At 50.3% G+C, this 24,338-nt stretch carries 21 protein-coding genes; 17 read left to right on the forward strand and 4 right to left on the reverse strand.

The window, feature by feature from the left end; genetic code table 11:
- Window positions 1-161 precede the first annotated feature (161 nt).
- From N7E60_RS03085 to N7E60_RS03120, 8 genes are all read left to right on the forward strand, one after another.
- Complete coding sequence (locus N7E60_RS03085) at window positions 162-1,118, forward strand: NADP-dependent oxidoreductase (RefSeq protein WP_269598099.1); 957 nt, start codon at window positions 162-164, stop codon at window positions 1,116-1,118.
- Between the two features lie 64 nt (window positions 1,119-1,182).
- Window positions 1,183-1,605, forward strand: a complete 423-nt coding sequence (locus tag N7E60_RS03090) for a YqaA family protein (RefSeq protein WP_069586873.1) — start codon at window positions 1,183-1,185, stop codon at window positions 1,603-1,605.
- 11 nt (window positions 1,606-1,616) lie between these two features.
- A complete protein-coding gene (locus tag N7E60_RS03095; RefSeq protein ID WP_269598100.1) occupies window positions 1,617-4,463 on the forward strand; it encodes a M16 family metallopeptidase in 2,847 nt (948 codons plus the stop codon).
- Between the two features lie 97 nt (window positions 4,464-4,560).
- Window positions 4,561-6,138 carry a glutamate--cysteine ligase gene (gene gshA / locus N7E60_RS03100; RefSeq protein ID WP_269598101.1) on the forward strand — a complete coding sequence of 526 codons (1,578 nt, stop codon included), beginning with the start codon at window positions 4,561-4,563 and terminating at the stop codon, window positions 6,136-6,138.
- A gap of 17 nt (window positions 6,139-6,155) precedes the next feature.
- Window positions 6,156-6,764 carry a transglycosylase SLT domain-containing protein gene (locus N7E60_RS03105; protein ID WP_408642332.1) on the forward strand — a complete coding sequence of 203 codons (609 nt, stop codon included), beginning with the start codon at window positions 6,156-6,158 and terminating at the stop codon, window positions 6,762-6,764.
- 30 nt (window positions 6,765-6,794) lie between these two features.
- Window positions 6,795-7,313: an S-ribosylhomocysteine lyase gene (luxS, locus tag N7E60_RS03110; RefSeq protein WP_077479392.1), complete on the forward strand. Its 519-nt coding sequence runs from the start codon at window positions 6,795-6,797 to the stop codon at window positions 7,311-7,313.
- A gap of 360 nt (window positions 7,314-7,673) precedes the next feature.
- Window positions 7,674-8,720, forward strand: a complete 1,047-nt coding sequence (locus tag N7E60_RS03115; RefSeq protein ID WP_269598532.1) for a substrate-binding domain-containing protein — start codon at window positions 7,674-7,676, stop codon at window positions 8,718-8,720.
- A gap of 6 nt (window positions 8,721-8,726) precedes the next feature.
- A complete protein-coding gene (locus tag N7E60_RS03120; protein WP_269598103.1) occupies window positions 8,727-11,303 on the forward strand; it encodes a LuxQ periplasmic sensor domain-containing protein in 2,577 nt (858 codons plus the stop codon).
- Between the two features lie 91 nt (window positions 11,304-11,394).
- Here the strand turns inward: N7E60_RS03120 and N7E60_RS03125 are convergent, their stop codons facing one another.
- Window positions 11,395-12,678, reverse strand: a complete 1,284-nt coding sequence (locus N7E60_RS03125) for an HlyC/CorC family transporter (protein WP_069586879.1) — start codon at window positions 12,676-12,678, stop codon at window positions 11,395-11,397.
- Between the two features lie 107 nt (window positions 12,679-12,785).
- Window positions 12,786-13,583, reverse strand: a complete 798-nt coding sequence (locus tag N7E60_RS03130; protein WP_069586880.1) for a cytochrome C assembly family protein — start codon at window positions 13,581-13,583, stop codon at window positions 12,786-12,788.
- A gap of 184 nt (window positions 13,584-13,767) precedes the next feature.
- On the opposite strand from N7E60_RS03130, the gene ffh reads away from it, so the two are divergent.
- The 7 genes from ffh (at window position 13,768) to N7E60_RS03165 (ending at window position 19,450) form a co-directional block, all read left to right on the forward strand.
- On the forward strand, window positions 13,768-15,141 hold the full coding sequence (gene ffh, locus N7E60_RS03135) for a signal recognition particle protein (RefSeq protein WP_269598105.1): 1,374 nt from the start codon (window positions 13,768-13,770) through the stop codon (window positions 15,139-15,141).
- Between the two features lie 198 nt (window positions 15,142-15,339).
- On the forward strand, window positions 15,340-15,588 hold the full coding sequence (gene rpsP / locus N7E60_RS03140; RefSeq protein ID WP_069586882.1) for a 30S ribosomal protein S16: 249 nt from the start codon (window positions 15,340-15,342) through the stop codon (window positions 15,586-15,588).
- A 28-nt stretch (window positions 15,589-15,616) separates the two neighbouring features.
- Window positions 15,617-16,144, forward strand: coding sequence for a ribosome maturation factor RimM (rimM, locus tag N7E60_RS03145; protein WP_069586883.1), 528 nt, complete (start codon window positions 15,617-15,619; stop codon window positions 16,142-16,144).
- 25 nt (window positions 16,145-16,169) lie between these two features.
- Window positions 16,170-16,925 carry a tRNA (guanosine(37)-N1)-methyltransferase TrmD gene (gene trmD / locus N7E60_RS03150; RefSeq protein ID WP_069586884.1) on the forward strand — a complete coding sequence of 252 codons (756 nt, stop codon included), beginning with the start codon at window positions 16,170-16,172 and terminating at the stop codon, window positions 16,923-16,925.
- A 28-nt stretch (window positions 16,926-16,953) separates the two neighbouring features.
- A complete protein-coding gene (rplS, locus tag N7E60_RS03155) occupies window positions 16,954-17,307 on the forward strand; it encodes a 50S ribosomal protein L19 (RefSeq protein WP_069586885.1) in 354 nt (117 codons plus the stop codon).
- A gap of 227 nt (window positions 17,308-17,534) precedes the next feature.
- A complete protein-coding gene (locus N7E60_RS03160; protein ID WP_077457611.1) occupies window positions 17,535-18,959 on the forward strand; it encodes a carbon starvation CstA family protein in 1,425 nt (474 codons plus the stop codon).
- A gap of 101 nt (window positions 18,960-19,060) precedes the next feature.
- Window positions 19,061-19,450, forward strand: coding sequence for a DUF2799 domain-containing protein (locus N7E60_RS03165; RefSeq protein ID WP_269598107.1), 390 nt, complete (start codon window positions 19,061-19,063; stop codon window positions 19,448-19,450).
- A 20-nt stretch (window positions 19,451-19,470) separates the two neighbouring features.
- Here the strand turns inward: N7E60_RS03165 and btsR are convergent, their stop codons facing one another.
- Both btsR and N7E60_RS03175 read right to left on the reverse strand, forming a co-directional pair.
- Window positions 19,471-20,190 (reverse strand): two-component system response regulator BtsR, encoded by a 720-nt coding sequence (gene btsR / locus N7E60_RS03170; RefSeq protein ID WP_269598108.1) that lies wholly within the window; start codon window positions 20,188-20,190, stop codon window positions 19,471-19,473.
- A gap of 131 nt (window positions 20,191-20,321) precedes the next feature.
- The gene (locus N7E60_RS03175; RefSeq protein ID WP_408642333.1) at window positions 20,322-21,887 is read right to left on the reverse strand and encodes a LytS/YhcK type 5TM receptor domain-containing protein; all 1,566 of its coding nucleotides are present in this window, start codon (window positions 21,885-21,887) and stop codon (window positions 20,322-20,324) included.
- A 186-nt stretch (window positions 21,888-22,073) separates the two neighbouring features.
- Between N7E60_RS03175 and N7E60_RS03180 the strand changes: the two genes are divergently transcribed.
- Window positions 22,074-23,150 (forward strand): 3-deoxy-7-phosphoheptulonate synthase, encoded by a 1,077-nt coding sequence (locus tag N7E60_RS03180; protein ID WP_069586890.1) that lies wholly within the window; start codon window positions 22,074-22,076, stop codon window positions 23,148-23,150.
- A 3-nt stretch (window positions 23,151-23,153) separates the two neighbouring features.
- Window positions 23,154-24,287 (forward strand): bifunctional chorismate mutase/prephenate dehydrogenase, encoded by a 1,134-nt coding sequence (tyrA, locus tag N7E60_RS03185; RefSeq protein WP_069586891.1) that lies wholly within the window; start codon window positions 23,154-23,156, stop codon window positions 24,285-24,287.
- Window positions 24,288-24,338: the final 51 nt, after the last annotated feature.

Consider the following 24,338-nt stretch of genomic DNA (forward strand, 5'->3'; position numbering starts at 1 on the left):
TCTTGTGACGAGAAAAGGCGAAAAGAAAACGGCGGTAGGCATTGTGTCTATCGCCGTTTTTGTTAAGACTAGAGGTTTACGCTTTGCGATTACGCAGTGCTTTGCTATGAAGCGATGAGTCAGGTGACTCAACCGGGCAACGGCATGCGAAAGGAGTCTTTATGTCGAACAATGTATCTCTTGCGATCCCCCAATTTGGTGGACCTGAGGTGTTAACCGCCGTTAATCGTCCTATTCCGTCCCCGTCTGAAGAACAAGTGCTGATTCAGGTAAAAGCGGCAGGCGTGAATCCGATTGATGCAAAAACGCGTGCAGGCCTTGGCTGGGCCGCAGAGCATAACCAAGACAAATTACCTTGGGTGCCGGGATATGATGTTGCGGGTGTTGTGGTGGCTAATGGCACCAACGAAAGCAAGTTTGATGTGGGCGACCGCGTTGCAGGTATGATTGGCTTTCCCACTGAGGGTGGCGGTTATAGCCAGTACGTAGTAGCGGACGCGGGGTTACTCTCGACCGTTCCACCGAGTGTGCCTATGGTAGATGCCGCTGCCTTACCACTGGCAGGTCTCACCGCATGGCAAGCGCTCGAACACGCGCAATTACGGGCAGACGATAAAGTACTGATCTTGGCCGGTGCCGGTGGCGTGGGTCACTTGGCGGTTCAATTAGCGGTTCGAACTGGGGCGAATGTTTACGCGACCGCCTCGCCGTCCAATCATGATTTCTTGCGTCAGCTTGATGCAAAACCAGTTGATTATCACCAAACCCATTGGGCAACGGCTCATGGTGAATTTGATGTGCTGATTGATCTGGTTGGAGGAGAAACTGGGATTGATGCGCTCGCCAGTTTACGCACTGGCGGACGTGTGGTGACCGTGCCGACTAATACCCGCGATATGATTACCTCAGCAGCGACCGAACGAGGCTTGAAAGCCACTGGGATGCTGGTGGAGCCCAATACATGGCAAACTCAGCGCCTACTCGACATGCTTTACCAAGGTGATTTACGGATTGATATTGCGGCTGTGTATCCGTTAGCGGAGGCTGCACAAGCACACGTTGCCCTTGAAGAAGGTCATACGCGTGGTAAACGCGTCCTCGAAATGCCGTCTGCATAAATGGATAAAAAGAGTGGTCATTCAGGGCCTAAACGCCTGAACCAATAGGGGAGTCTGCGGTCGAATGGGCGATTGGTCATCGCTGGTTATGTTGTTTGCAACCAGCTTTCTCAGTGCCACCTTGCTCCCGGGTGGCTCTGAAGCCAATATGGTGTATTTGCTTCATCACCATAGCTACCCCGAAAGCGTCATTATTGCGATTGCCAGCGTGGGCAATACGCTAGGCGGTATGACCAACTATGCGATTGGTCGTTGGTTACCTGACTATCAACCCAAGCGGCGCTGGGATCGCCACGCGCTGGCGTGGTTAAAGCGATACGGTTATGCCGCATTATTGTTAAGTTGGGTGCCCGCCATTGGTGATCCCCTATGTGTCGTCGCCGGGTGGCTACGTTTACGCCAGTCTTGGTGCTGGCTAGTTATTTTTTCTGCAAAAACAGCGCGCTACCTTATTCTTGTCTTGTCATATCATTGGGTAGCCGGGTAGGAAATTATCATATGCAACGTTTATTGCTCGTCTCGTTTTTTGTTCTTGCCTCACTGACAGGGTGTCAGTTACTTGGCCCACAAGCCACGCCAACCCCTGAAGGTATTACTTGGATTAAAACCGTGTCGCCGCCAAAGGGTAGCGCACAGGTGCCTTATCAAGAGTTTCGTCTTGATAACGGGCTGACCGTTCTGTTGCATCAAGACCACTCCGATCCTTTGGTGAAAGTCGATATGCGTTATCACGTCGGTTCATCCCGTGAAGAACCGGGTAAATCGGGCTTTGCACACTTTTTTGAACACATGATGTTCGAAGGCTCCAAGCATGTGGATGATCACGACAAACGGATCAAAGAAGTGGGGGGATATAACAATGGCTCGACCGATCGCGATACCACTCAGTATTATCAAACCGTTCCCGCCAATGAGTTAGAGCGCGTACTTTGGCTTGAGTCGGACCGAATGGGCTTTTTGCTAGAAGCGGTTTCGCAACGTAAATTTGAAGTCCAGCGTGATACGGTGAAAAACGAACGCGCTTATCGTATCGATAATGCGCCCTATGGCCGGGTTAATGAAACCATTAATCAAGCGCTTTATCCTGAAGGTCATCCTTATTCGTGGCCTGTGATTGGCTACGTTGAGGATCTTGATCGCGTTGACGTAGGGGATTTGAAGCAATTTTTCCTACGCTGGTACGGACCAAACAATGCCACCTTGACCATCGGTGGAGATATTGATGTACAACAAACGCTGGCTTGGGTGAACAAGTATTTTGGTGATATTCCTGCTGGCCCAGAGGTCGCTGCCCCTAAACCACAACCCGTCACGCTTGAGGCGGACCGCTATGTCACCTTGGAAGACCAAATCTCCCAACCCGTATTGTTCATTACCTTCCCAACCGGCACGCCGGACACAGATACCAGCACCCGCTTAGGCGTCCTTGCCAGCGTGCTTGGACAAGATCGTGATAGCCTGCTTTATCAGTCCTTGGTGCAGTCAGGTAAGCTGTTGAGCGCTGGCGCTTCCCACCGTTGTGGTGAGCTTGCTTGTACGTTTGAGCTCTATGGCGTAGGCAGCCAGCAGCAATCATTGGCTGAGGTTGAAACCCTGTTGATGGACGCGCTTGAGACCTTTGAACAACAAGGGGTGTCGAAGGCAAGTATTGCCCGCATCAAAACCATGGCTGAAGCGGATGACATCTTCGCGCTGCAAAGCGTGGACGGCAAAGTCGAGCAGCTGGCCAGCGACTTCAGTTTATTTGGTGATGCCAATCGCTTAGAAGCACGTTTGGCGCGTCTTGAGGCGGTGACCCCTGAAAACGTGATGGAAAGTTTCCACCGCTGGGTGAAGAATAAGCCTGCCGTGTATCTGAGTGTGGTGCCGTACGAGCGCACGGACTTAGTGGCGAAGCCAGCTAACTTTGTGTATCAGCGCCCAAATTACGCGCAAAGCATCGCGCCTTCACACGAGAAGCTGCCACCACGTCGTACGCCGGAAAATATTGATCGCACCCAAGTGCCTCCTACTGCTGGTAGTGTGACGGTGAACGTGCCGCAAATTTATCGTGCCAACCTCGATAATGGCATTCATCTTGTTGGTACGGAGAGTCGTGAAACGCCGACGGTTACCCTGTATATGACCTTGCCTGCCGGTACCTTTATGGAGCCGAATGACAAGCGCGGTCTCGCCAACCTTACTGCCAAGATGGTTACCGAAGGCGCGGCAGGGATGAGCGCGGCGGAGTTAACCCAAGCCCTGAAGCAATTGGGGAGCCAGGCGAGTATTGAAGCCGGTGAGTATGAAACCTATATCACGATGACTGCGCTGAAAAAACATGTGGATGAAACCCTGCAACTCGTTCACAAAGCGTTAAGTGCGCCTACCTTCTCCGAGCAAGACTTCATGCGTCTCAAAGCGCAACTGCTGGAAGGGATGGCCTCGCGTGCCGATGATGCTAGCTGGCTCGCAGACCAAGCTACTCGAGAGCTCTTGTTCCAAGACGCAGTGTACCGTGCTCCACGAGGTGGTGTCGCAGAAGATATTGAAGCACTTACCATTGATGACGTTCGCACGTTTTATCGCCAACATTATGTGTTGAAAGGCAGCCAGCTGGTGGTCGTGGGCGATTTGTCACGCGATCAAGCCGTGACGTTGGCGAACCAAATAACACCGTGGCAAGAGGCGCCTCGTTCTCAACCGCAGGTCGCTCGCGCTGTTCCTCGTGATGAAAAGCAGCCACAAATTTGGCTTGTAGATAAACCGAAAGCGCCGCAATCCAGTATTCGTATGGTGCGCCACGGCATGCCTTATGATGCGACTGGCGAGATGTTTATCACGCGCTTGGCCAACTTTAACCTCGGCGGCAACTTCAACTCACGTATTAATCAGAACCTGCGCCAAGATAAAGGCTATACCTATGGCGCTGGTGGCGGTGTGTATAGTGGGCGCCAAATCGGCACCGTTGAGTTTGATGCTGATGTGCGTGCGAACGCGACGGTTGATGCAATCAACCAGCTGTGGCAGGAAATGGCCAATGCGGCGGAAAATGGTTTCACACCGCAAGAGCTTGCTTATCTGCGCCAATCGAGCGGACAACAAGATGCGCTGAGCTATGAAACCCCGTGGGATAAGGCAGGCTTAATTGCCCATATTGAGGAGTTTGATTTATCCGACAACTACCGCGATGAGCAGCAAGCGATCATTGAAACGATGGATCTTGAACGCTTAAATCAGGCAGCGAGACGTTGGTTTAATCCGAATGACTATCAAATCATCGTTGTCGGAGATGCCGAACAGCTTGCGCCAGAGCTGAAAGCGCTTGGTTTGCCGGTGAATCCGCTTACGCTTGAGTATCGCTAACGCCGCCTCGAGTAAACACATGTCGCTGCGTGATGGCTTTTGAGTGATAGCTTGTTTATCCTAACCCGTCACGCAGCACAAAGATAAGAGAAACGTTTTGACTGATTTCACCCAGCGGTTAGCGCGTTTGGCGCAAAACCCAGAAGCATTAAAGGGGATTGGCCGAGGACTGGAGCGTGAAGCCTTACGGATCACGCCAACCGGGCACTTGGCACAGACGCCGCATCCAGATGCACTTGGCTCAGCGCTAACGCATCGATGGATCACTACGGACTTTGCGGAGTCTTTGTTGGAATTTATTACGCCCGTCAATACATCGGTCAACGGAATGCTCGATGAGCTGCAAGACATTCACCGTTTTACTTACAAGCAAATGGGTGACGAGCAGCTATGGCCCATGTCCATGCCATGTGTGGTCGCGTCTGAAGACGATATTACCTTGGCACAATATGGCAGCTCGAATATCGGGCGGATGAAAACACTTTATCGCCAAGGGCTTAAACATCGCTATGGCAGTGTGATGCAAGTGATCTCTGGGGTGCATTTTAATATCTCCCTCCCAGAGACGTTTTGGCAGCATCTCTACCACACGGAGTCCGTGACGCAAGCCCAAGTCACGCAAGGCTATTTTGATCTTATCCGTAACTACTACCGTCACGGTTGGATGATCCCGTATTTGTTTGGTGCGTCACCTGCCTTGTGTGGCACCTTTATTAAGCATGCACAGACCCGTTTGCCGTTTGAGTATTTGCCATCAGGTACCTGTTACTTACCGTATGCAACCTCTCTGCGTCTCAGTGACTTAGGCTATACCAACAACGCGCAAGCCGAGCTAAGAATCGGCTTTAATACCCTTGAGCAATATTTGGAAGGATTGCGCAGTGCGATTCGTACCCCCTCGCATGAGTTTGCCAAGCTTGGGATCCGTGATGGTGACAGTTATCGCCAGCTTAATACCAATGTCTTGCAGATAGAAAATGAACTCTATGCGCCTATCCGCCCCAAACGCAATGCGAAAAGTGGTGAAAAGCCCACAGAAGCCTTGGATCGTGCCGGTGTCGAGTACATTGAAGTGCGCTCGCTAGATGTTAACCCTTACAGTCCGGTTGGCATTGAACAAGACCAAATCCATTTCCTAGATCTCTTTGTAAGTTGGTGTGCGCTCTCGCCGTCAGACCCGATGACAGATGCGGAGCTCAATTGCTGGCGTGAGAACTGGAACAAGATAGTGATTGAGGGGCGCAAGCCAGGCTTATTGCTCACCACTGGATGTGACGGCCATCAGCGCACACAAGCGGAGTGGGGGTTACACGTGATGGCTGAGCTCAAACAATTGGCTGCCGTGATGGACCGAGCGGTGGGTGATAATCGCTACGAAACCGTCTGCGATAAAATGATGGCCTGCTTTGACAACCCAGAGCTCACCCTCTCTGGACGCCTACTTGCCGATATTATCGCTCAAGGTGGTATTGGTAATGTGGGCTTAGGGTTAGCCAGTGCGCACAAGACGGCACTTAGTGGCGACGACTATCGTATCCACAGTGATGCGGAATTTTTGCAAGAAGCGGCTGCCAGTCTCGCTCGTCAAAAAGACGTTGAAGCAAGTGACACACTTAGCTTTGAGGCCTTCTTGAAAGACTATTTCAAAGATGTGCCAATGGCAGAAAGCTGGTAAATCGGAGGATGACTTGGGTGTGTGTTAGCCGAGCTTTCGTGGCACTAGGGGCGGTATTATTTCTGTCTAGCTGTGCAACACCACCGCCGGATAATCCGAATAACCTATGTGCGATTTTTGAACAGAATCCAGATTGGTTTGAAGCGGCGGTGGAGATGGAAAAGGCGTGGGGGACACCCATCCAAGTCGCGATGGCCTTCGTGAAACAAGAAAGTGCGTTTGTCCATGATGCTTTGCCGCCTCGTGATTATGTCTTGGGGATTTTACCTTGGGGGCGAGTGAGCAGTGCCTACGGGTATGCACAAGCGCAAGACCCTGCATGGTCGGATTATCAAAAGGCAACCGGTAATGGCGGTTCACGTACCAACTTCGATGATGCATTGCAATTTATTGGTTGGTACACCAACGAAACCTATCGTCAACTTGGTGTGTCTAAATGGGATGTGTACCGACAATATTTGGCTTACCATGAAGGACGCGGCGGTTTTAAGCGCGGCTCTTTTGAGCGCAAACCCGAACTTAAACGCGTCGCGCGAAAAGTAGAGCAGCAAGCCAAGGATTATGGCTGGCAGCTTAAAGGCTGCCGGCAACGTTTAGAGGATAATCTGAGCTGGTGGCCTTTCTAAGCCACAGTGATGAATGAAAAGGAGGGCAAAATGCCATTATTGGATAGTTTTACGGTCGACCATACCCGTATGAATGCACCTGCAGTGCGCGTGGCTAAAACGATGAAAACGCCCGGTGGTGATACGATCACCGTGTTCGATCTGCGCTTTTGCCGACCCAATGAAGAGATCTTGACGGAAAAAGGCATCCACACGTTGGAACACTTGTTTGCAGGCTTTATGCGCAAGCACTTAAACAGCAAGGATGTTGAAATCATTGATATCTCCCCAATGGGATGCCGAACGGGCTTTTATATGAGCTTGATTGGTGAACCTAAAGAAAGTGATGTGGGTCGCGCTTGGGAAGCGGCGATGGAAGATGTATTGACGGTACCGTCGCAAGATAAAATCCCAGAGCTGAATGAGTACCAATGTGGCACCTATGCAATGCATTCGCTCTCTGAAGCGAAGGACATTGCACGCGCGATCATTGATGCTGGGATCACCGTGAATAAGAACGATGATCTGTCGCTACCCGAGTCGATGCTACAAACCTTGCGTGTGGATTAATTTCTTTGCAGAAATAGGTGCACATCGGATATAAAAAAGTAGACGTTTAAGGCGCCACCGTTCGGTGGCGTTTTTTATATTATCGTTCTCTTTCTTTGCTATTTCATCTGCTACCAAGATTGGGACAGAATCCAGCCTGTCTTGATTGTTGGATAAATTGCGAGAAGGAGTATGCGTGATTGCAGCTTTTTTGCTTAATGAAGCACGCTTCTGAAGTTCGGCGCTGCGCAATGTGCTGGTATTCGCTAAGCTGATAGGTATCTGGCAAGTGATAAGGCAGTGAGACCCAACGTGAAATTGAGCAAGCGGCAACCCACACATCTCAAGATTGTTCGTGCAATATGTGGCGTCATTATCTGGATGATGACGTCTAATGCGCTGGCTGCCCTTAATGATTATTGGTCTTACAGTGAATATCTGCGTCTTCACCCTGAGCAAAATGCGCTAACTGAGCAACTTGATAGACAAGTACAAGCAGAGCCCGAGCCGCTTAAAACCGCTCCTCAACCGATTAAGATCTCGGTCGTCGTGCCGGGTGAGCAGATTTCAGATTACTGGCAGCGTAATATTCTTGCTCTGGAACGTCGGCTGCAAGCGCTGAATATTCAGTATGAATTGGAGCAAGTGACCACGCGGCCCAACAATGATATTCGCGAGCAAAGTGCCTCTTTGTACGCTGCGCTTCGTGATGGCGCCGACTACCTAATTTTCACCCTCAACAGTGTTCGTCATCGCAAATTTATTAACCATGTATTGTCGCAAAACAAAACCAAGCTAATCCTGCAAAATATCACCACACCGGTTAAGTCGTGGCAGGGCAATCAGCCGTTTCTGTATGTTGGCTTTGACCACCAAGAGGGCAGTTTAGCGTTAGCAGACCATTTCAATGCCCGCTACCCGCAAGGAGCCGCGTATTCGGTTCTCTACTTTTCGCAAGGCTATGTTAGCGACGCGCGTGGCGATACATTTATCGATGCAATGAATAACCACAGTCACAATCATTTAGTCTCTGCGTATTACACCAAAGGCGACCAAGCGTCTGGCTATGAGGCGGCAAAAGCAATGCTCAACAATAATGAGAAGCTTGATTTTATTTACGCGTGCGCCACAGACGTCGCCTTCGGTGCAATTAATGCGCTGGATGACTTGAACCGGCATGAGGTCGTGATCAATGGCTGGGGCGGCGGCTCAGCAGAGCTTGATGCCCTGCAACGTGGCGATCTGGATGTTACTGTGATGCGGATGAATGATGACACAGGCGTAGCAATGGCGGAGGCGATTAAACGCGATCTGCAGGATCAGGCTGTGCCCGTGGTATACTCCGGCCGATTTGAAATTGTCACGAAAGAGGACAGTCCTGAGCGCATTAATGCGCTTAAGAAGCAGGCTTTCAGATACTCGGATTAACGCATCATGACCATGTCAGGCTCCAAAAAACTGTCACTTTCACAGCTACTCACGCGTCTTATCGTGGTGTTTTTCTTGTTTGTGACTGTAGGCGTCTATGTCCAGAGCTATCAACTGACGCTGGCAGGCATTAATCAGGAAGTGACGCGTACGCTGACACAAACGTCACGCCTTTTGCAGAATGTGTTTGATAGTCGCCTAGACTCGCTACAGATCCACCAAAACACTAATGCATCCAGTATGACGCTGCAAGACTTGGTGGCACGAGGCGATCGCATTGCTCTCGACGACTATTTCATTGAGCAAGAGCAGCAAGATGCCGCCAATACCCCTGATTTTCGTTTTATTTCCCGTGATGGCGAGTTGTTATGGCACGATGGGAGTAGCCTTTTTCATGGCATTGATGACAAAGGGCTTGAGCGCTTGCGTGCGCAGCTGCGAGATATCAACCGCTGGACACTGACCACCATTACCACCGAGATGGAGCAGGGATATGTGCTTATGCGCAAAACCCCAATCGTTTTCCAAGCCAGTGGTAAGTTGGGCGGTTACTTGTATGTTGCGGTGATGCTCAATGGCAACTTTTCTTTTGTCAAAAGCCTGCAGCGGGCCAGTGGTACGCAAGCCGTTTGGTTATCGGTCAAAGAGTTAACGCTCGCTTCCACACTGACTGGGGATGATAATTTCGCTAACGAACTCACCTTACCCACCAAGGGGAGTAGTCAAGCGTTCAGCAACTACCTTATCAGTCACGCTAATTTGCGTATTGAAGGGGAAAACTCCGATATCGCTGTACTGTCGGCACAACGCAACGACAATGTGCTCGCGTTACAGCGCCAAATGGGGATCAACCTTTTACTCACCACGTTAGTGATTTTAGTGGCGGCTATTTGGGTCAACCGGTTTGTCAAAACGCGTATTGCCGGTTCGCTCGACAAATTGATGCGTTATACCCTGGGCGCGACCTCACGCCAGCGAACCTTGCCTTTTGCGGGCTCTGATATTGAAGAGTTTGATCACATCGGTCAGACACTCGAATCGACATTTGATGCCCTTTACGAAAAAGAGCGGTCATTGCAGGATTTGTTTGATTATGCGCTCTCACCCATTATTGTTTGGGACACCGACTTTGCCATCACGCGGATTAACCCGGCAGCCAAGTTAAAGCTGAATTATGACGCCGATGCGCAGCAAACGAGCTGGATGTACATGCAGTTTATGCGCGCTATCTCGCCTTATCTTAAGCGTGCCGTCGATGGCACCATTCTTAAAGGCGTTAATATTCATATCGATAACCGCGTGTATCGTTGGAACCTTGCTCCTTTGATGGTCGATAACCAAGTGAAGGCTGTCATCGGGCAAGGACAAGAAATTACGTCGCTGATTGAAGCCGAACAGCAAAGTCAACGTGCCAAAGAAGCGGCAGAAGCCTCCGCTCGCGCAAAATCGGAATTCCTCGCTAAGATGAGTCATGAGATCCGAACACCGCTCAATGGGATCCTTGGCATTACCCAAATACTCAGCGATAAAGTGGAAGATAAAGCGCAAAGTGAGCTTTTGGGAAGCTTGTACCAAAGTGGTGAGCACTTACTGACTGTTCTGAACGATATTTTGGATCTTTCCAAAATAGAGCAAGGTAAGATGACCATCGAGTACGGTGATTTTTATTTGCACGATATCATCAGTACGGTAGAAAACATCTATACGCCGCTGTGCGAAAGTAAGCATATTGGACTGATTATCGAGTCTAATCTCGCGGACGATACCGTGATACGCTCTGACCAATCGCGCTTGACCCAAATACTGTTTAACTTGATGAGCAACGCGGTGAAGTTTACCCATCAGGGCAATGTGGCGCTTGAAGTCAAACTTACCCCAATGGAGGGGGCTCAGCACCGCTTGATGATAAAAGTGCAAGATTCAGGGGTGGGCATGAGTGCAGATGCACTCGACACCTTATTCGATCCTTTCGTTCAGGCCGACTCAAGTGTGACGCGCAAATACGGCGGCAGTGGATTGGGGCTTTCCATTGTTAAGAGCCTGCTCGACTTACTCGGCGGCGCGATTGAGGTGACCAGTGAATCAGAGAAAGGCAGCTGCTTTACGCTGACAGTGCCGGTCGAACACGTAGATAATAAGCCCAAAACCATGGCGGAAAGCACCATGTTTGATGCCGGGCAGGCCGGCATACAGCGCGTGCTGCTAGTTGAAGACAACAAGATTAATGCGATGGTGGCACAAGCGTTCTGTAAAAAACACGACATCAGCGTAGATTGGGTGAAAGATGGTGAGGAAGCGCTTACCTCGTTACGTGAAACCACCTATGATCTTGTGTTGATGGATAACCAAATGCCTAATTTGGGGGGGATTGATGCCACTAAGGCTATTCGCCAAGAGCTGGGGCTGAATGTGCCGGTTTATGCCTGTACTGCTGATGCATATGGCAGTGTGCATGATGCCTTTTATGAGGCCGGGGCAAATTATGTGATTGTGAAACCCATCAAAGAAGATAGCTTTGTTGAGGCATTGCGTTATTACCAAACCGAGCGGCAAGCAATGGTGGAGCAGAGCACCGCTGATTAGTGAGAGGCTTGCGTATAAGGTCAATATAACGGGGAAAAGGCAGAGCCGTTAAGCTGTTCTAACGTTAGAAAACTTAACGGCGAATTCTGTTCTACTCGGTGCTGACTTTCTGCTTTTGGATCGGTAGCACTTTCACTTGTTTGATCATGTTCTCGGCAACATCGACGATTTCAATTAGATGGCCGTCAATTTCCACGCTTAGGCGGCTATTAGGAATATCCTCTAAGTGCTCTAAGATCAAACCGTTCAATGTGCGGGGACCGTCGGTAGGGAGATCCCAGTTCAGGCTCTTATTTAAATCACGGATATTGGCGCTACCCTCAATCAGATAACCGCCATCTGTCAGCGGAGTGATTTCTTCGGCCAAGCTTGGCGAGAGTGAGGTGGTAAATTCCCCTACGATCTCTTCGAGAATGTCCTCTAAGGTCACCAAACCGATAATGTCGCCGTACTCGTCCACAATCAGACCAATGCGTTGCTTGTTACGCTGGAACTTCAGCATCTGCACGTTGAGCGGGGTACCTTCCGGTATGAAGTACACTTCATCCGCAGCGCGCAGCAAGGTCTCTTTATTGAATTCGTTTTTCTCGACCATTAATCGGTACGCTTCTCGTACCCGTAACATGCCGACCACTTCGTCGATGGTGTCACGATACAGCACCATACGGCCATGTGGCGCATGGGTAAGCTGGCGCATAATGGACTTCCAGTCATCGTTGACGTTGATCCCTGTGATTTCGTTACGGGGCACCATAATGTCGTCTACCGTCACCTCTTCGAGCTCTAAGATCGAGATCAACATATGCTGGTGACGACGTGGGATTAAACTGCCGGCCTCATTAACGATGGTACGCAATTCCTCGGTACTTAAATTGTCTTTCCCATCACTTTTCACGCCCAAGCCAAGCAAGCGTAGAAAGCCGTTAGTGATGAAGTTCACCAAGCTTACAACCGGGTAAAACACCTTCATCAGGATGGTGAGTACAAAGCTGCTGAGAAAGGAAACACGCTCAGGGTACAAGGCTGCTAAAGTTTTCGGTGTCACTTCTGCAAACACCAAAATCACCATCGTCAGGACACCGGTCGCAATCGCAATACCGGCATCACCATAAAGGCGTAGCCCTAAGACAGTCGCAATAGAAGAGGCAAGAATATTGACGAGGTTATTGCCGATTAGAATGAGTCCAATCAAACGATCCGGGCGTGCTAGCAGTTTTTCAACTCGCTTGGCACCGGTATGGCCCTGTTTAGAAAGGTGGCGTAATCGGTATCGATTCAATGCCATCATGCCTGTCTCAGAGCCGGAAAAATAACCGGAAATGACGATAAGCAATACCAAGAAGGAAATTAATATTCCCGTCGATATGTCGTCCAACGAACTGTTCCTTACGTTTGTTTTAAAATGTGAGCGTCTGCTCGAGAGTATAACACTGACATGCGGTTGGGTAGCGAGCGCACCCATCATGCATTCTAGGGTGACGATTAACCCGCAATAAGGATCTCGCGAACAAATCGGCTACCAAAGTAGGCCAATGTGAGTAGAAAGGCGCCTACAATACTAAACCAAATCACTCGACGTCCACGCCAGCCAGATTGATAGTGGCCCCATAGTAGCACACCATAGACCACCCATGCTGCCATCGAGAGGAAGGCTTTATGCGCTTTTCCTTGCGCGAACATATCATCGACAAAGACAAATCCAGTAATTAAGGTGACCGTCAGTAAACTCTGGCCCACTAAAATAATGTTGAAAAGTTGGCGCTCCACCATCATTAAAGGTGGGACGTTATGGTTGATGACCTGACGTTTTTTATGTTTTAACTGATAGTCGAGCCAAGCCAGCTGCAGTGCGTACAAGGTTGCAATCATCAGGGTCGAGTACGCAAACAGCGCCAAGGAGATATGCAACAACACCTCAGGGTGTGACTCTAGATGGGTAATAAAGGCACCGGGTAGCAAGGTCGCGCTGGCGAGGTTTAACCCCGCAAAGGCATAGACAACCGGCAGCAAAAACCATAAACGGAGTCGGAAAATCAGGCCGGTAGTCATCATAGCAATGATGAAGCTTACCAACGACGCGACGTTGAGTATGCTTAAATTTTGCCCGCTGCCAGAAAGGATTAAATCCTTGAGCAGATATGCGTGCAATGCCAGCGCAGCCAGTGCAGTAAAGAAGACCGGCTTCGCACTAATCTGATTGTTGCTGGACAAGCCGGGGATGATCTGCAAAATGGCGGCCAGATAAAGCAGTGATGCCAATAAGGCTGTCAGAATATCCATCGTCACCGATCAGTCAGTTAATCAATAAGAATGAAGGTGTGAGTATACCTTGCCTCAATCTCTGTCGCTATCGATACATGCAAGCGATGGGGGGATTGCGGTATAATCTCAATTAATTTCGCGACAGCGATTGCACCCTGACGGTCAATGTCATGGGCCAATAGGACGAGTGGGCGAGTAACGCATGTTTGAAAACTTATCAGAACGTTTATCCCGGACGCTAAAAAATATCAGCGGCCGAGGTCGATTAACGGAAGACAATATCAAGGAAACCCTGCGCGAAGTGCGTATGGCGCTACTGGAAGCCGATGTCGCGCTCCCTGTGGTTCGTGATTTTGTTAAACGCGTTAAAGAGCGCGCCGTGGGGATTGAGGTATCGAAAACCCTGACCCCGGGGCAAGAATTCATCAAGATCGTTCAAGCCGAGCTGGAAGCGGTGATGGGCGATGCTAATGAGCAGCTTGATCTTGCCACCCAGCCTCCCGCGGTGATCCTGATGGCGGGCCTGCAAGGTGCCGGTAAAACTACCAGTGTGGGTAAACTGGGTAAGATGCTCAAAGAGCGTCATAAGAAAAAAGTGCTGGTGGTATCGGCTGACGTGTATCGCCCCGCGGCGATCAAACAGTTGGAAACACTGGCCAGTGAAGTTGGCGTTGATTTCTTTCCGTCGAGCGCAGACCAGAACCCAGTAGATATCGCCAAAGCGGCGCTCGATGAAGGGAAGCTCAAATTCTACGACGTGTTGATCGTCGATACCGCCGGTCGTCTGCACGTTGACGATGCTATGATGGACGAGATCAAAGACGTCCACCATGCGATTAACCCAGTTGAGACCTTGTTCGTGGTAGACGCCATGACCGGTCAAGACGCCGCGAACACCGCAAAGGCCTTTAATGATGCGTTAGCACTGACTGGTGTGGTATTGACCAAAGTCGATGGTGATGCGCGCGGTGGTGCTGCGTTGTCGGTTCGCCATATTACCGGTAAGCCGATTAAATTCTTGGGTGTGGGTGAGAAGACTGATGCACTAGAGCCCTTCCATCCTGACCGGGTGGCATCCCGTATCTTGGGCATGGGTGACGTGCTGTCACTTATCGAAGATCTCGAGCGTAATGTCGATAAAGACAAAGCCGAGAAAATGGCCAAGAAGTTCAAAGAAAAGAAAGGCTTTGATCTGGGCGATTTCCGTGACCAACTGCAGCAAATGAAAAGCATGGGCGGCATGATGGGGATGATGGATAAGCTCCCAGGCATGTCGAACTTACCGGCCAACGTGAAAGATAACGTTGACGATAAGATGTTCGTGCAAATGGAAGCTATCATCAATTCGATGACCCCACGTGAGCGTCAACGCCCTGAGATCATCAAAGGCTCGCGCAAAAAACGTATCGCAGCCGGCTCTGGGACCCAAGTGCAAGACGTGAACCGTCTGCTCAAGCAGTTTACCCAGATGCAAAAAATGATGAAGAAAATGCAAAAAGGCGGCATGCGTAACATGATGCGTCAGATGAAAGGCATGATGCCGCCGGGTGGACCTGGTGGTGGCTTTATGGGCTAACCCATTTTGCAGGCGGATGAAGCGTCAGCCTGCATGACAACTCGCTGTGAGGCTTGGGACAGCTGGTGAAAATTTGGCTAAACCAGTTGCAATCACAGCAATAAAGAGTAAAATTCCCGAGCTTTATTTTGGCACGAGGCCCCGCATTGCTTACGCGAAACGGGGCCAATTTTATTAAGTAATGCAAATGAGGACGATATGGTAACCATTCGTTTGGCACGTCATGGCGCGAAAAAACGCCCATTCTATCAAATCGTTGTAGCTGACAGCCGCCAGGCGCGCGACGGTCGCTTCATCGAGAAAATCGGTTTCTTCAACCCTGTAGCTCAAGGCCAGGAAGAGAAACTACGCCTTGACCTAGATCGCGTAAACCACTGGGTTGGCGAAGGCGCTGCGGTTTCTGACCGTGTTGCTAAGCTGATCAAAGACGCAGCGAAAGCAGCGTAAGCAATCAGTGTCAGGGTTAAAAGAAGAAATGAGTGAGCAAGAAACTATCGTCGTCGGCAAGCTTGGCTCGTCATACGGCATTCGAGGCTGGCTCAAGATTTTTTCTTACACTGAAGAAGCTGAGAGCATTTTTGCCTACTCACCTTGGTTTATTCAGGTGCGTGGCGAGTGGCAACGTTTCGAGTTAGAAGACTGGAAGCGCCACAACAAAGGGTATGTTGCCAAGCTCAAAGGGCTTGATCAGCGCGAAGACGCGCAGATGCTGACCAATGCCGAAATCGCCGTTAGTGCTGAAGCACTGCCAGCGTTATCGGATGAAGAGTTTTATTGGCGTGAGCTGTTTGGCATGGACGTGGTGAATGCGAAAGGCTATCACCTTGGTACTGTGACAGACATGCTTGAAACGGGCTCGAACGACGTACTTGTCGTTAAAGCCAACCTGAAAGATGCTTTTGGCAAAAAGGAACGCTTAATTCCGTTCCTTGAAGAGCAGGTCATCAAGTCGATTGATCGCACTGCTCAACGGATCGAAGTTGACTGGGATCCTGGTTTTTAAACTCCAACAGTAAGCGAGCGGAAATATGTGGGTTGGCATTATCAGCCTTTTTCCAGAAATGTTCCGAGCCGTCACTGATTTTGGAGTTACGGGCCAAGCGGTTAAAAAAGGGCTGTTAAACGTCGAAACGTGGAATCCGCGTGATTTCACTCAAGACAAACATCGTACGGTTGATGATCGACCTTACGGCGGTGGCCCCGGTATGTTAATGATGGTTCAGCCGTTGCGCGATGCCATTCATGCTGCCAAACAAGCCGCAGGCGATAACGCGAAAGTGGTTTACCTCTCTCCGCAAGGGCGTAAGCTCGACCAAGCGGGGGTCGAATCACTGGCCAGCAATGAAAAACTTATTTTGATTTGTGGCCGGTACGAAGGGGTAGACGAGCGCATTATACAAACTCACGTCGATGAAGAATGGTCGGTGGGAGATTTTGTGCTCAGTGGGGGCGAGCTGCCCGCGATGACGTTAGTAGACGCTGTTGCTCGGTTTGTACCGGGCGTTTTAGGCGACATGGCGTCAGCAGAGGAAGACTCCTTTGCCAACGGGTTGTTAGACTGTCCACACTACACGCGTCCTGAGTTGTTAGATGGGTTGGCGGTACCAGAGGTGCTAAAATCCGGAAACCACAAGGACATTCGTCGCTGGCGATTAAAGCAATCGCTAGGTCGCACTTGGCTACGACGACCAGAGCTCCTGGAAAACCTAGCTCTGACTGACGAACAGGAATCACTACTTGCCGAGTTCATTAAAGAGCATCGAGCAAGTGCCGAATCAAATTGAGTTTCAGTTTATTCTAGGGTTATAGACAATGAGTAACATCATCAAGCAGCTCGAAGACGAGCAAATGAAAAAAGACCTGCCTGAGTTTCAAGCAGGTGACACTGTCCTGGTACAGGTTAAAGTAAAAGAAGGTAACCGTGAGCGTCTGCAGCCATACGAAGGTGTGGTAATTGCTAAGCGCAACCGTGGCCTGCACTCTGCATTCACCGTACGTAAAATGTCTAGCGGTGAAGGTGTAGAGCGTACTTTCCAAACTCACTCGCCAGTTATCGACAGCATTACTGTTAAACGTCGCGGTGCAGTACGTCGTGCCAAACTGTACTACCTGCGTGAGCGTTCTGGTAAGTCAGCTCGAATCAAAGAGCGTCTTAACAAGAAGTAATCGCTCCGGCGTTTATTGCTCAGAAAGCCCGTCCCAATGGACGGGCTTTTTTATTGTTCTCTTACAGTCAGGTCACGAAACCACTTAATGCCCGTCACGACCATTTAACTTGCTATGTTGCCACTCACTGAAAGAGCGCAAGACATAGACAAACAATAGGGCAAAATGGCATCTGTACCTTACTCACTGATTAGCAGCATCGCTGCGTATCGAGACGGAGAACGAGAATGTCCTGGTTTCTACTCTGCGTAGTGGCTTTGATCGCCGGCTACTTCACTTATGGCACCTTTATTACCAAGGTGTTCGGTCCTAAGCCCGAACAAGCGACACCCGCCATGAGCATGAATGATGGTGTGGATTACGTCCCGCTATCTGATAAAAAAGTTTATCTTATTCAACTGCTTAACATTGCAGGTCTCGGGCCGATTTTTGGTCCAATCCTCGGTGCCTTGTATGGACCGGTGGCCATGTTATGGATTGTGTTTGGCTGTATATTTGCCGGTGCGGTTCATGACTATTTCTCGGGAATGCTGAGTGTCCGAGCAAAAGGTGCATCGGTTCCTGCGGTAGTCGGCGAGCACTTAGGTAACTTCGCGAAACATTTTATGAACTTCTTTGCGGTGTTACTCTTGATGCTGGTGGGCGTGGTCTTTGTCTTGGGCCCTGCCAAGCTGCTAGGTAGCTTATCGGCGATGAGTGTACCGGTATGGGTGGCGATCATTTTTGCTTACTATATCCTCGCGACTGTGGTACCGATCGATAAAATTATTGGTCGCTTTTATCCGTTTTTTGGTGCCTTGTTGGTCTTTATGTCGGTCGGCTTGATGATTGGCTTGGCCGTGAGCGATCACAGCTTCTACAGCCAAGGGCTCGATTTTGCCACTAACTTCCATCCCACCGATCTGCCATTGTGGCCACTGCTCTTTATCACTATTGCCTGTGGGGCGGTGTCAGGTTTCCATGCCACCCAGTCGCCATTGATGGCGCGCTGCATGCAGAATGAAAAGTCGGGTCGCTTTATCTTTTATGGCGCCATGATTGGTGAAGGTGTGATTGCGCTTATCTGGTGTAGCTTAGGATTAAGCTTTTACGAATCCACGGATGCGTTGAATCAAACGCTCGCCAATGGTGGTCCTGCCGCTGTGGTGCATGAGGTCTCTACCTCGCTCTTGGGCACCGTCGGGGGCATTATGGCGGTATTAGGTGTGATTGTATTGCCTATCACCTCAGGGGATACCGCGTTCCGTTCTGCGCGTTTGATCATTGCTGACTTTTTGAATATTCAGCAAAAGCCATTGATGAAACGTCTCCTGATTGCGATTCCTATGTTTGTGGTGGGTTACTTGATCACTAAGGCCGAGTTTGGCGTGATTTGGCGCTACTTTGGTTGGGCGAACCAAACCACGGCGATGATCATGTTGTGGGCCGCGGCAGCCTACCTAATTAAGCGTGATAAGCTGCACTGGGTCTGCACCATTCCGGCGATGTTTATGACTGCAGTCACCGTGACCTACTTAGCTAACGCCGACATCGGCTTTGGCTTACCGATGAACACAGCAACCATCATTGGCTTGGTAACAACGGTGGTGGCGAGTATTGCGTTCCTTGTGGTCTATAAGCCGAACCCCCAGCTGATTGCTGACGAGCAATGATGCCATTCTAACCAATTGGTATTACAGCAATAACGCATAAAATGCGCTAAGATCAAAGCCTCAGCACTCGCTGGGGCTTTTTTGATCAAAAGGATGGTGGCATGAAACACGCGCTTTTTTCGTTACTGACTATTGTGCTGATGGCGGGGTGTGCAGCGTCGACTACACAAGCGTTAGTGGATGAGCAAAACTGGTATGGACTGGGTGAGCAAGATGGCCAGCGCGGGCTACCACAGCGAACCTTAAACGACTTACGCACACTGGCGAACAAAGCGGGCGACCGTATGACCGCCAATTACCTCGACTACGAGCAAGGCTATATTCATGGCATTGACGCATACTGCAATCCTGCACATGCGTATCAACTCGGGTTGGATGGCAACCCCTATATGGGCGTGTGCGAAAGCCGACCCGGTTCACAGCGTTTTCGTATGGAGTGGCAACGTGGCTATAACGATTACCAAAGCCAAGCGAATAGCCAGTTTTACTAGCGCTAAAACCGGTGCCGACATCAATTATGGGTAAGACCAAGTTTATCTTTCAGTGCCTTAAGATAACGTCGGCTTACCGGTACCGAATGAGCGGAGGCGGTCACCACCTCCGCGAGCCCATTATCTAACAGCCGGATCTCCCGAATAGCGGCAGGGTGCACCAAAAATTGTCGGTGGCAGCGCATTAAGGGCGTTTTGTCTTCCAAGACTTTCAAGCTTAAATGGGTGACGGATTCTCCATTGGCGGTGAGTAGTGTCACGCCAGTCACTGAGGTGCGTGCCACTTCGACGTCTTGGTGAGGCACTAAGGTAATCCGGTTATGGCCCGCACAAGGGAGCAGCTCCAGTGCGGGCGTGATCGCCTGATAGTCCTCTGGTCGATTTAACTCACGCGACAGTTTGTCGAGCGACTTTTTTAAGCGCGCGGTTTCGATGGGCTTGAGCAAATAATCAAATGCGTTGTCCTCAAAGGCTTGTACGGCAAACTCATCATAGGCGGTGACAAACACCACTTTGGGCATGGTCTCGGGGTCAAGCATCGCGAGTAGCTCAAGGCCGGTGACGCGAGGCATTTGAATATCTAAAAACACCACATCGGGGCGGGCGTGATTAATGGTTTTCAGTGCATCAATGGCGTTATTGCATTGACCAATGATGGTTACACCGCCTAATCCTAGCAGCTCATCTTCCAAGGCCTCACGTGCATACAATTCGTCATCCACGATTAACGCTCGAATCATGCCATGGTCTCCTTGTTTGGGGCAGTATCGGTTAATGGCAAGGTCACGGTGGCACGTGTCCAGTGATCATGCTGGCATGTCATTTTTAGCCCGTATCCGCCGAACGCGTATCCGTTTTCAACAATACGAAGTCAACAATACGATCCCAGCCCAGAATGCTGTGCCGCTGGTTGATAGAAACCTGCATTGTCCTCGACTTGTAAATACAGGCACTCGCCTTCTTGCCAACCACGAATGATGATTTGACCGTCGGCCATTAATTGACTGATCCCATGTTTCACCGCGTTCTCAACCAAAGGCTGTAAGGTAAAACTGGGGATCACCGCGTGCAAGATAGCCGGATCTATCTGCTTTTCAACACTCATTCGATCGGCAAAGCGGGCATGTTCGAGTTCCAGATAGGCATCAAGATGATTCAGCTCTTGCTCAAGCGAGACGGTTTCACGGTTTTGCTTTAAGTTACTACGAAAGAAGGTGGATAAGTGCTGGATTAACTGACGGGCGCGCTCTGGCTCGCGCTTTACCACCGCACTGATGGTGTTCAACGCGTTAAATAAAAAGTGAGGGTTTACTTGGGCGCGTAGCAAGTTTAACTCCGCTTGGGTCAGCAAGGTTTGCTGGCGCTGATAACGGCCGGTTAAGATTTGGTTGGAGAGCAAACGCGCGATCCCTTCTCCCATGGTGACATTGATCGCCGAGAACAGTTTACGTTTTGGCTCATAAAGCTTCACCGTCCCTAGCACATAGCCATCCCCGCCGCGTAGCGGGATCACCAACACAGAGCCCAGTTTGCAATGGGGAGACAGTGAGCAGCAATAAGGGGTATCCGCGCCGTCGATATAGATGAGCTGGTCATCTGCAATGGCACGTCGGGTATAATCGGACGCAATTGGGGTACCGGGTAAGTGGTGGTCATCACCAATGCCGGTAAAGGCGAGGATTTTCTCGCGATCTGTGATTGCCACCGCCCCCACGCCAGTTTCTTGCTGGATAATGGCGGCGACCTGTTCACTACTTTGTTGATTAAACCCGCTGCTTAAAATACCGACCGAGCGTTCAGCAATTTTAAGCGCTTTACTAGAAAACGCCGCGGAATAGCGTTCAAACAACGTCTTGCGATCAACAATAATGCTCATAAACATCGCGGCGCCGACTGAGTTAGCGATCACCATGGGCGCAGCAATTGCGCTGACGAGCTCATAAGCACGACTAAAGGGTTCGGCGACGGCGAGAATGATGGCCATTTGTACCAGCTCTGCTACGAACGTCACGCTTAGGACCACGGTAGGGGAAAACAAACGGCTGGTTTGGTTGCTAGAGACCAAGTAGCGGTGCATTAAGCCGCCAATCACGCCTTCTGCTGTGGTCGAGATCGCGCAGGCTAAATCTGTAAACCCTCCTAAACTATAGCGATGTAGTCCGCCCGTTAAGCCGACCAAAAAACCCACTACAGGGCCGCCAAGCAGACCGCCAAGCACGGCACCGATAGCGCGGGTATTCGCGATTGCGTCTTGGATGTGCAACCCAAAATAGGTGCCGAGAATACAAAAGCCGGAAAAAAGCACATAGCAGACACACTTGTGCGATAGCCGCCCAGAAATACTGAGCAGCGGCATAAACACAGGAGTTTTGCTCAGCAAATACGCGATCACAAGATACACGCTCATCTGCTGCAGCAATGAAAGCACTAACGCCATAACAATAAAAAGGGGTAACTAGAGTTCCCCGTTATAGTAACTGTTGGTGATAAAAGACTCTAATTAAAAATGCGAGTGTAAATTAAAAATTACACCGTAATTTAAATGATACAGTTACTATTGCTTTTAAAATATGGGCTGGTATTGTCTATGTAAAACATAGTGAACATATTTTAGGGCAAGGTCATGCAGCAAGATTCGGTAACCAATATCAACATTCGCGATGAACAAGTGCTACTCACACCAGAGCAACTTCGCGATCAATTTCCTATCGCCAAAAGCACCCGAGCGGCGATTAGTCAGGCCCGCCAAACCGTGGCAGATATTATCAACAAGCGTGATCACCGCCTGCTCGTGGTCTGTGGTCCTTGCTCCATTCATGATGTCGACGCGGCGAAAGACTATGCCCGCCGTTTGAAAGCCCTATCGGATGAGCTGAGCGACCACTTGTTTATTGTGATGCGGGTTTACTTTGAAAAACCACGTACCACAGTGGGCTGGAAAGGGCTTATCAATGATCCACACTTGGATGGCAGCTTTGATGTTGAGTTTGGCTTAAAGCAAGCACGCAGTCTGCTCACTGAGCTTGCTGAAATGGGATTGCCGCTGGCCACCGAAGCGCTCGACCCCATCAGTCCACAATACATTGGCGATTTGTTTAGTTGGGCAGCCATCGGTGCTCGTACCACCGAGTCACAAACCCATCGTGAAATGGCGAGTGGCCTGTCTATGCCGATTGGCTTTAAAAATGGTACGGATGGCAATCTGGCCACCGCCACCAATGCGATGAAAGCGGCTGCTTCAGGGCACCGTTTTATGGGGATTAACCAAGCCGGCCAAGTGGCATTATTGACCACACAAGGTAACCCCAATGGCCATGTGATTTTACGTGGCGGCAAGCAAACCAACTATGATTCAGTCTCTGTGGCCGAGTGTGAGCAGCAACTGCGCGATGCTAACCTGACGCCATCGCTGATGGTCGATTGTAGCCATGCGAACTCTCGCAAAGATTACCGTCGCCAAACCTTGGTCGCTGAAGATGTGATCCACCAGATCAATCAGGGCAACCGGTCTATTATCGGTCTGATGCTAGAAAGCCATATCCATGCGGGGAATCAATCGGCGGATCTGCCCAAAGAAGAGATGGCGTACGGCGTCTCGATCACTGATGCTTGCATTGATTGGGCGTCTACCGAACAATTGCTGCGTCATACGCACCAAGCGTTGGCAACTTCTCTACAACAACGGATTCAACAGGACTAAATCATGGTGGCGGAACTAAGCCGACTGCGCGATCAAATCGATGATGTCGACAAACAAATGGTAACTCTACTCGCCAAACGACTGGCACTGGTTGCGGAAGTGGGAGAGGTAAAAAGTCAGCATGGCTTGCCCATTTATGCGCCTGACCGTGAAGCGGCCATGTTAGCGTCTCGACGAGCAGAGGCCGAAGCGCAAGGGGTGCCGCCCGATTTGATTGAAGATGTGCTGCGACGCACAATGCGCGAGTCGTACAGCAGCGAAAACGACTCAGGGTTTAAATGCCTAAATCCGGATTTGCGCCGCATCGTGGTGATTGGCGGAGAAGGGCAGTTAGGTCGCTTATTCGCACGCTTATTCCGCTTATCGGGCTATCAAGTGTCTGTGTTGGAGAAAAACGATTGGGACAACGCAGAGGCACTGCTCGCAGATGCCGGCATGGTGGTGGTCTCTGTGCCGATTGATGTCACCGAAACCGTGATTAGCGCCCTCCAGCAGCTTCCGAAAGACTGTATCTTGGCAGACCTTACCTCCGTTAAATCTGGCCCGCTACAAGCCATGTTAACGGCGCATCAAGGCCCCGTTGTGGGGCTGCACCCCATGTTTGGTCCTGATGTGGCTAGCCTGGCTAAGCAGGTCATTGTTTACTGCGATGGCCGCGAGCCAGAAGCCTACCAATGGCTGCTCGAGCAATTTCGTATTTGGGGGGCGGGACTACACAGGATCAGTGCTGTTGAGCATGATGAGGGCATGACGCTGATCCAAGCGCTACGTCACTTTACATCGTTTGTTTACGGGGTCCATCTGGCAGAAGAAAACCCCAACTTGGACCAGCTGACAGCGTTGAGCTCACCGATTTATCGCTTGGAGCTTGCCATGGTGGGGCGTCTGTTTGCCCAAGATGCAAGCTTGTATGCGGATATTATTATGTCCTCACCGCAAAACTTGGCGATGATTAAGCGCTTTTACCAGCGCTTTGGGGAAGCGATTGATTTGCTTGAACAGCACGACAAAGCCACCTTTGTCGATGCGTTTGCCCAAGTCGAAAACTGGTTTGGCGATTACGCGCCGCGCTTTTTACAAGAAAGCCAAGGCCTGTTGCGACAAGCCAACGACGCCACCCACCGCACCGCGACCTAGTTTATGTAAACCACTCCGACAATAGATGATAAATCTATACCCAAACCAGCC

The sequence above is a fragment of the Salinivibrio proteolyticus genome (assembly GCF_027286365.1).
GTDB lineage: Bacteria > Pseudomonadota > Gammaproteobacteria > Enterobacterales > Vibrionaceae > Salinivibrio > Salinivibrio proteolyticus.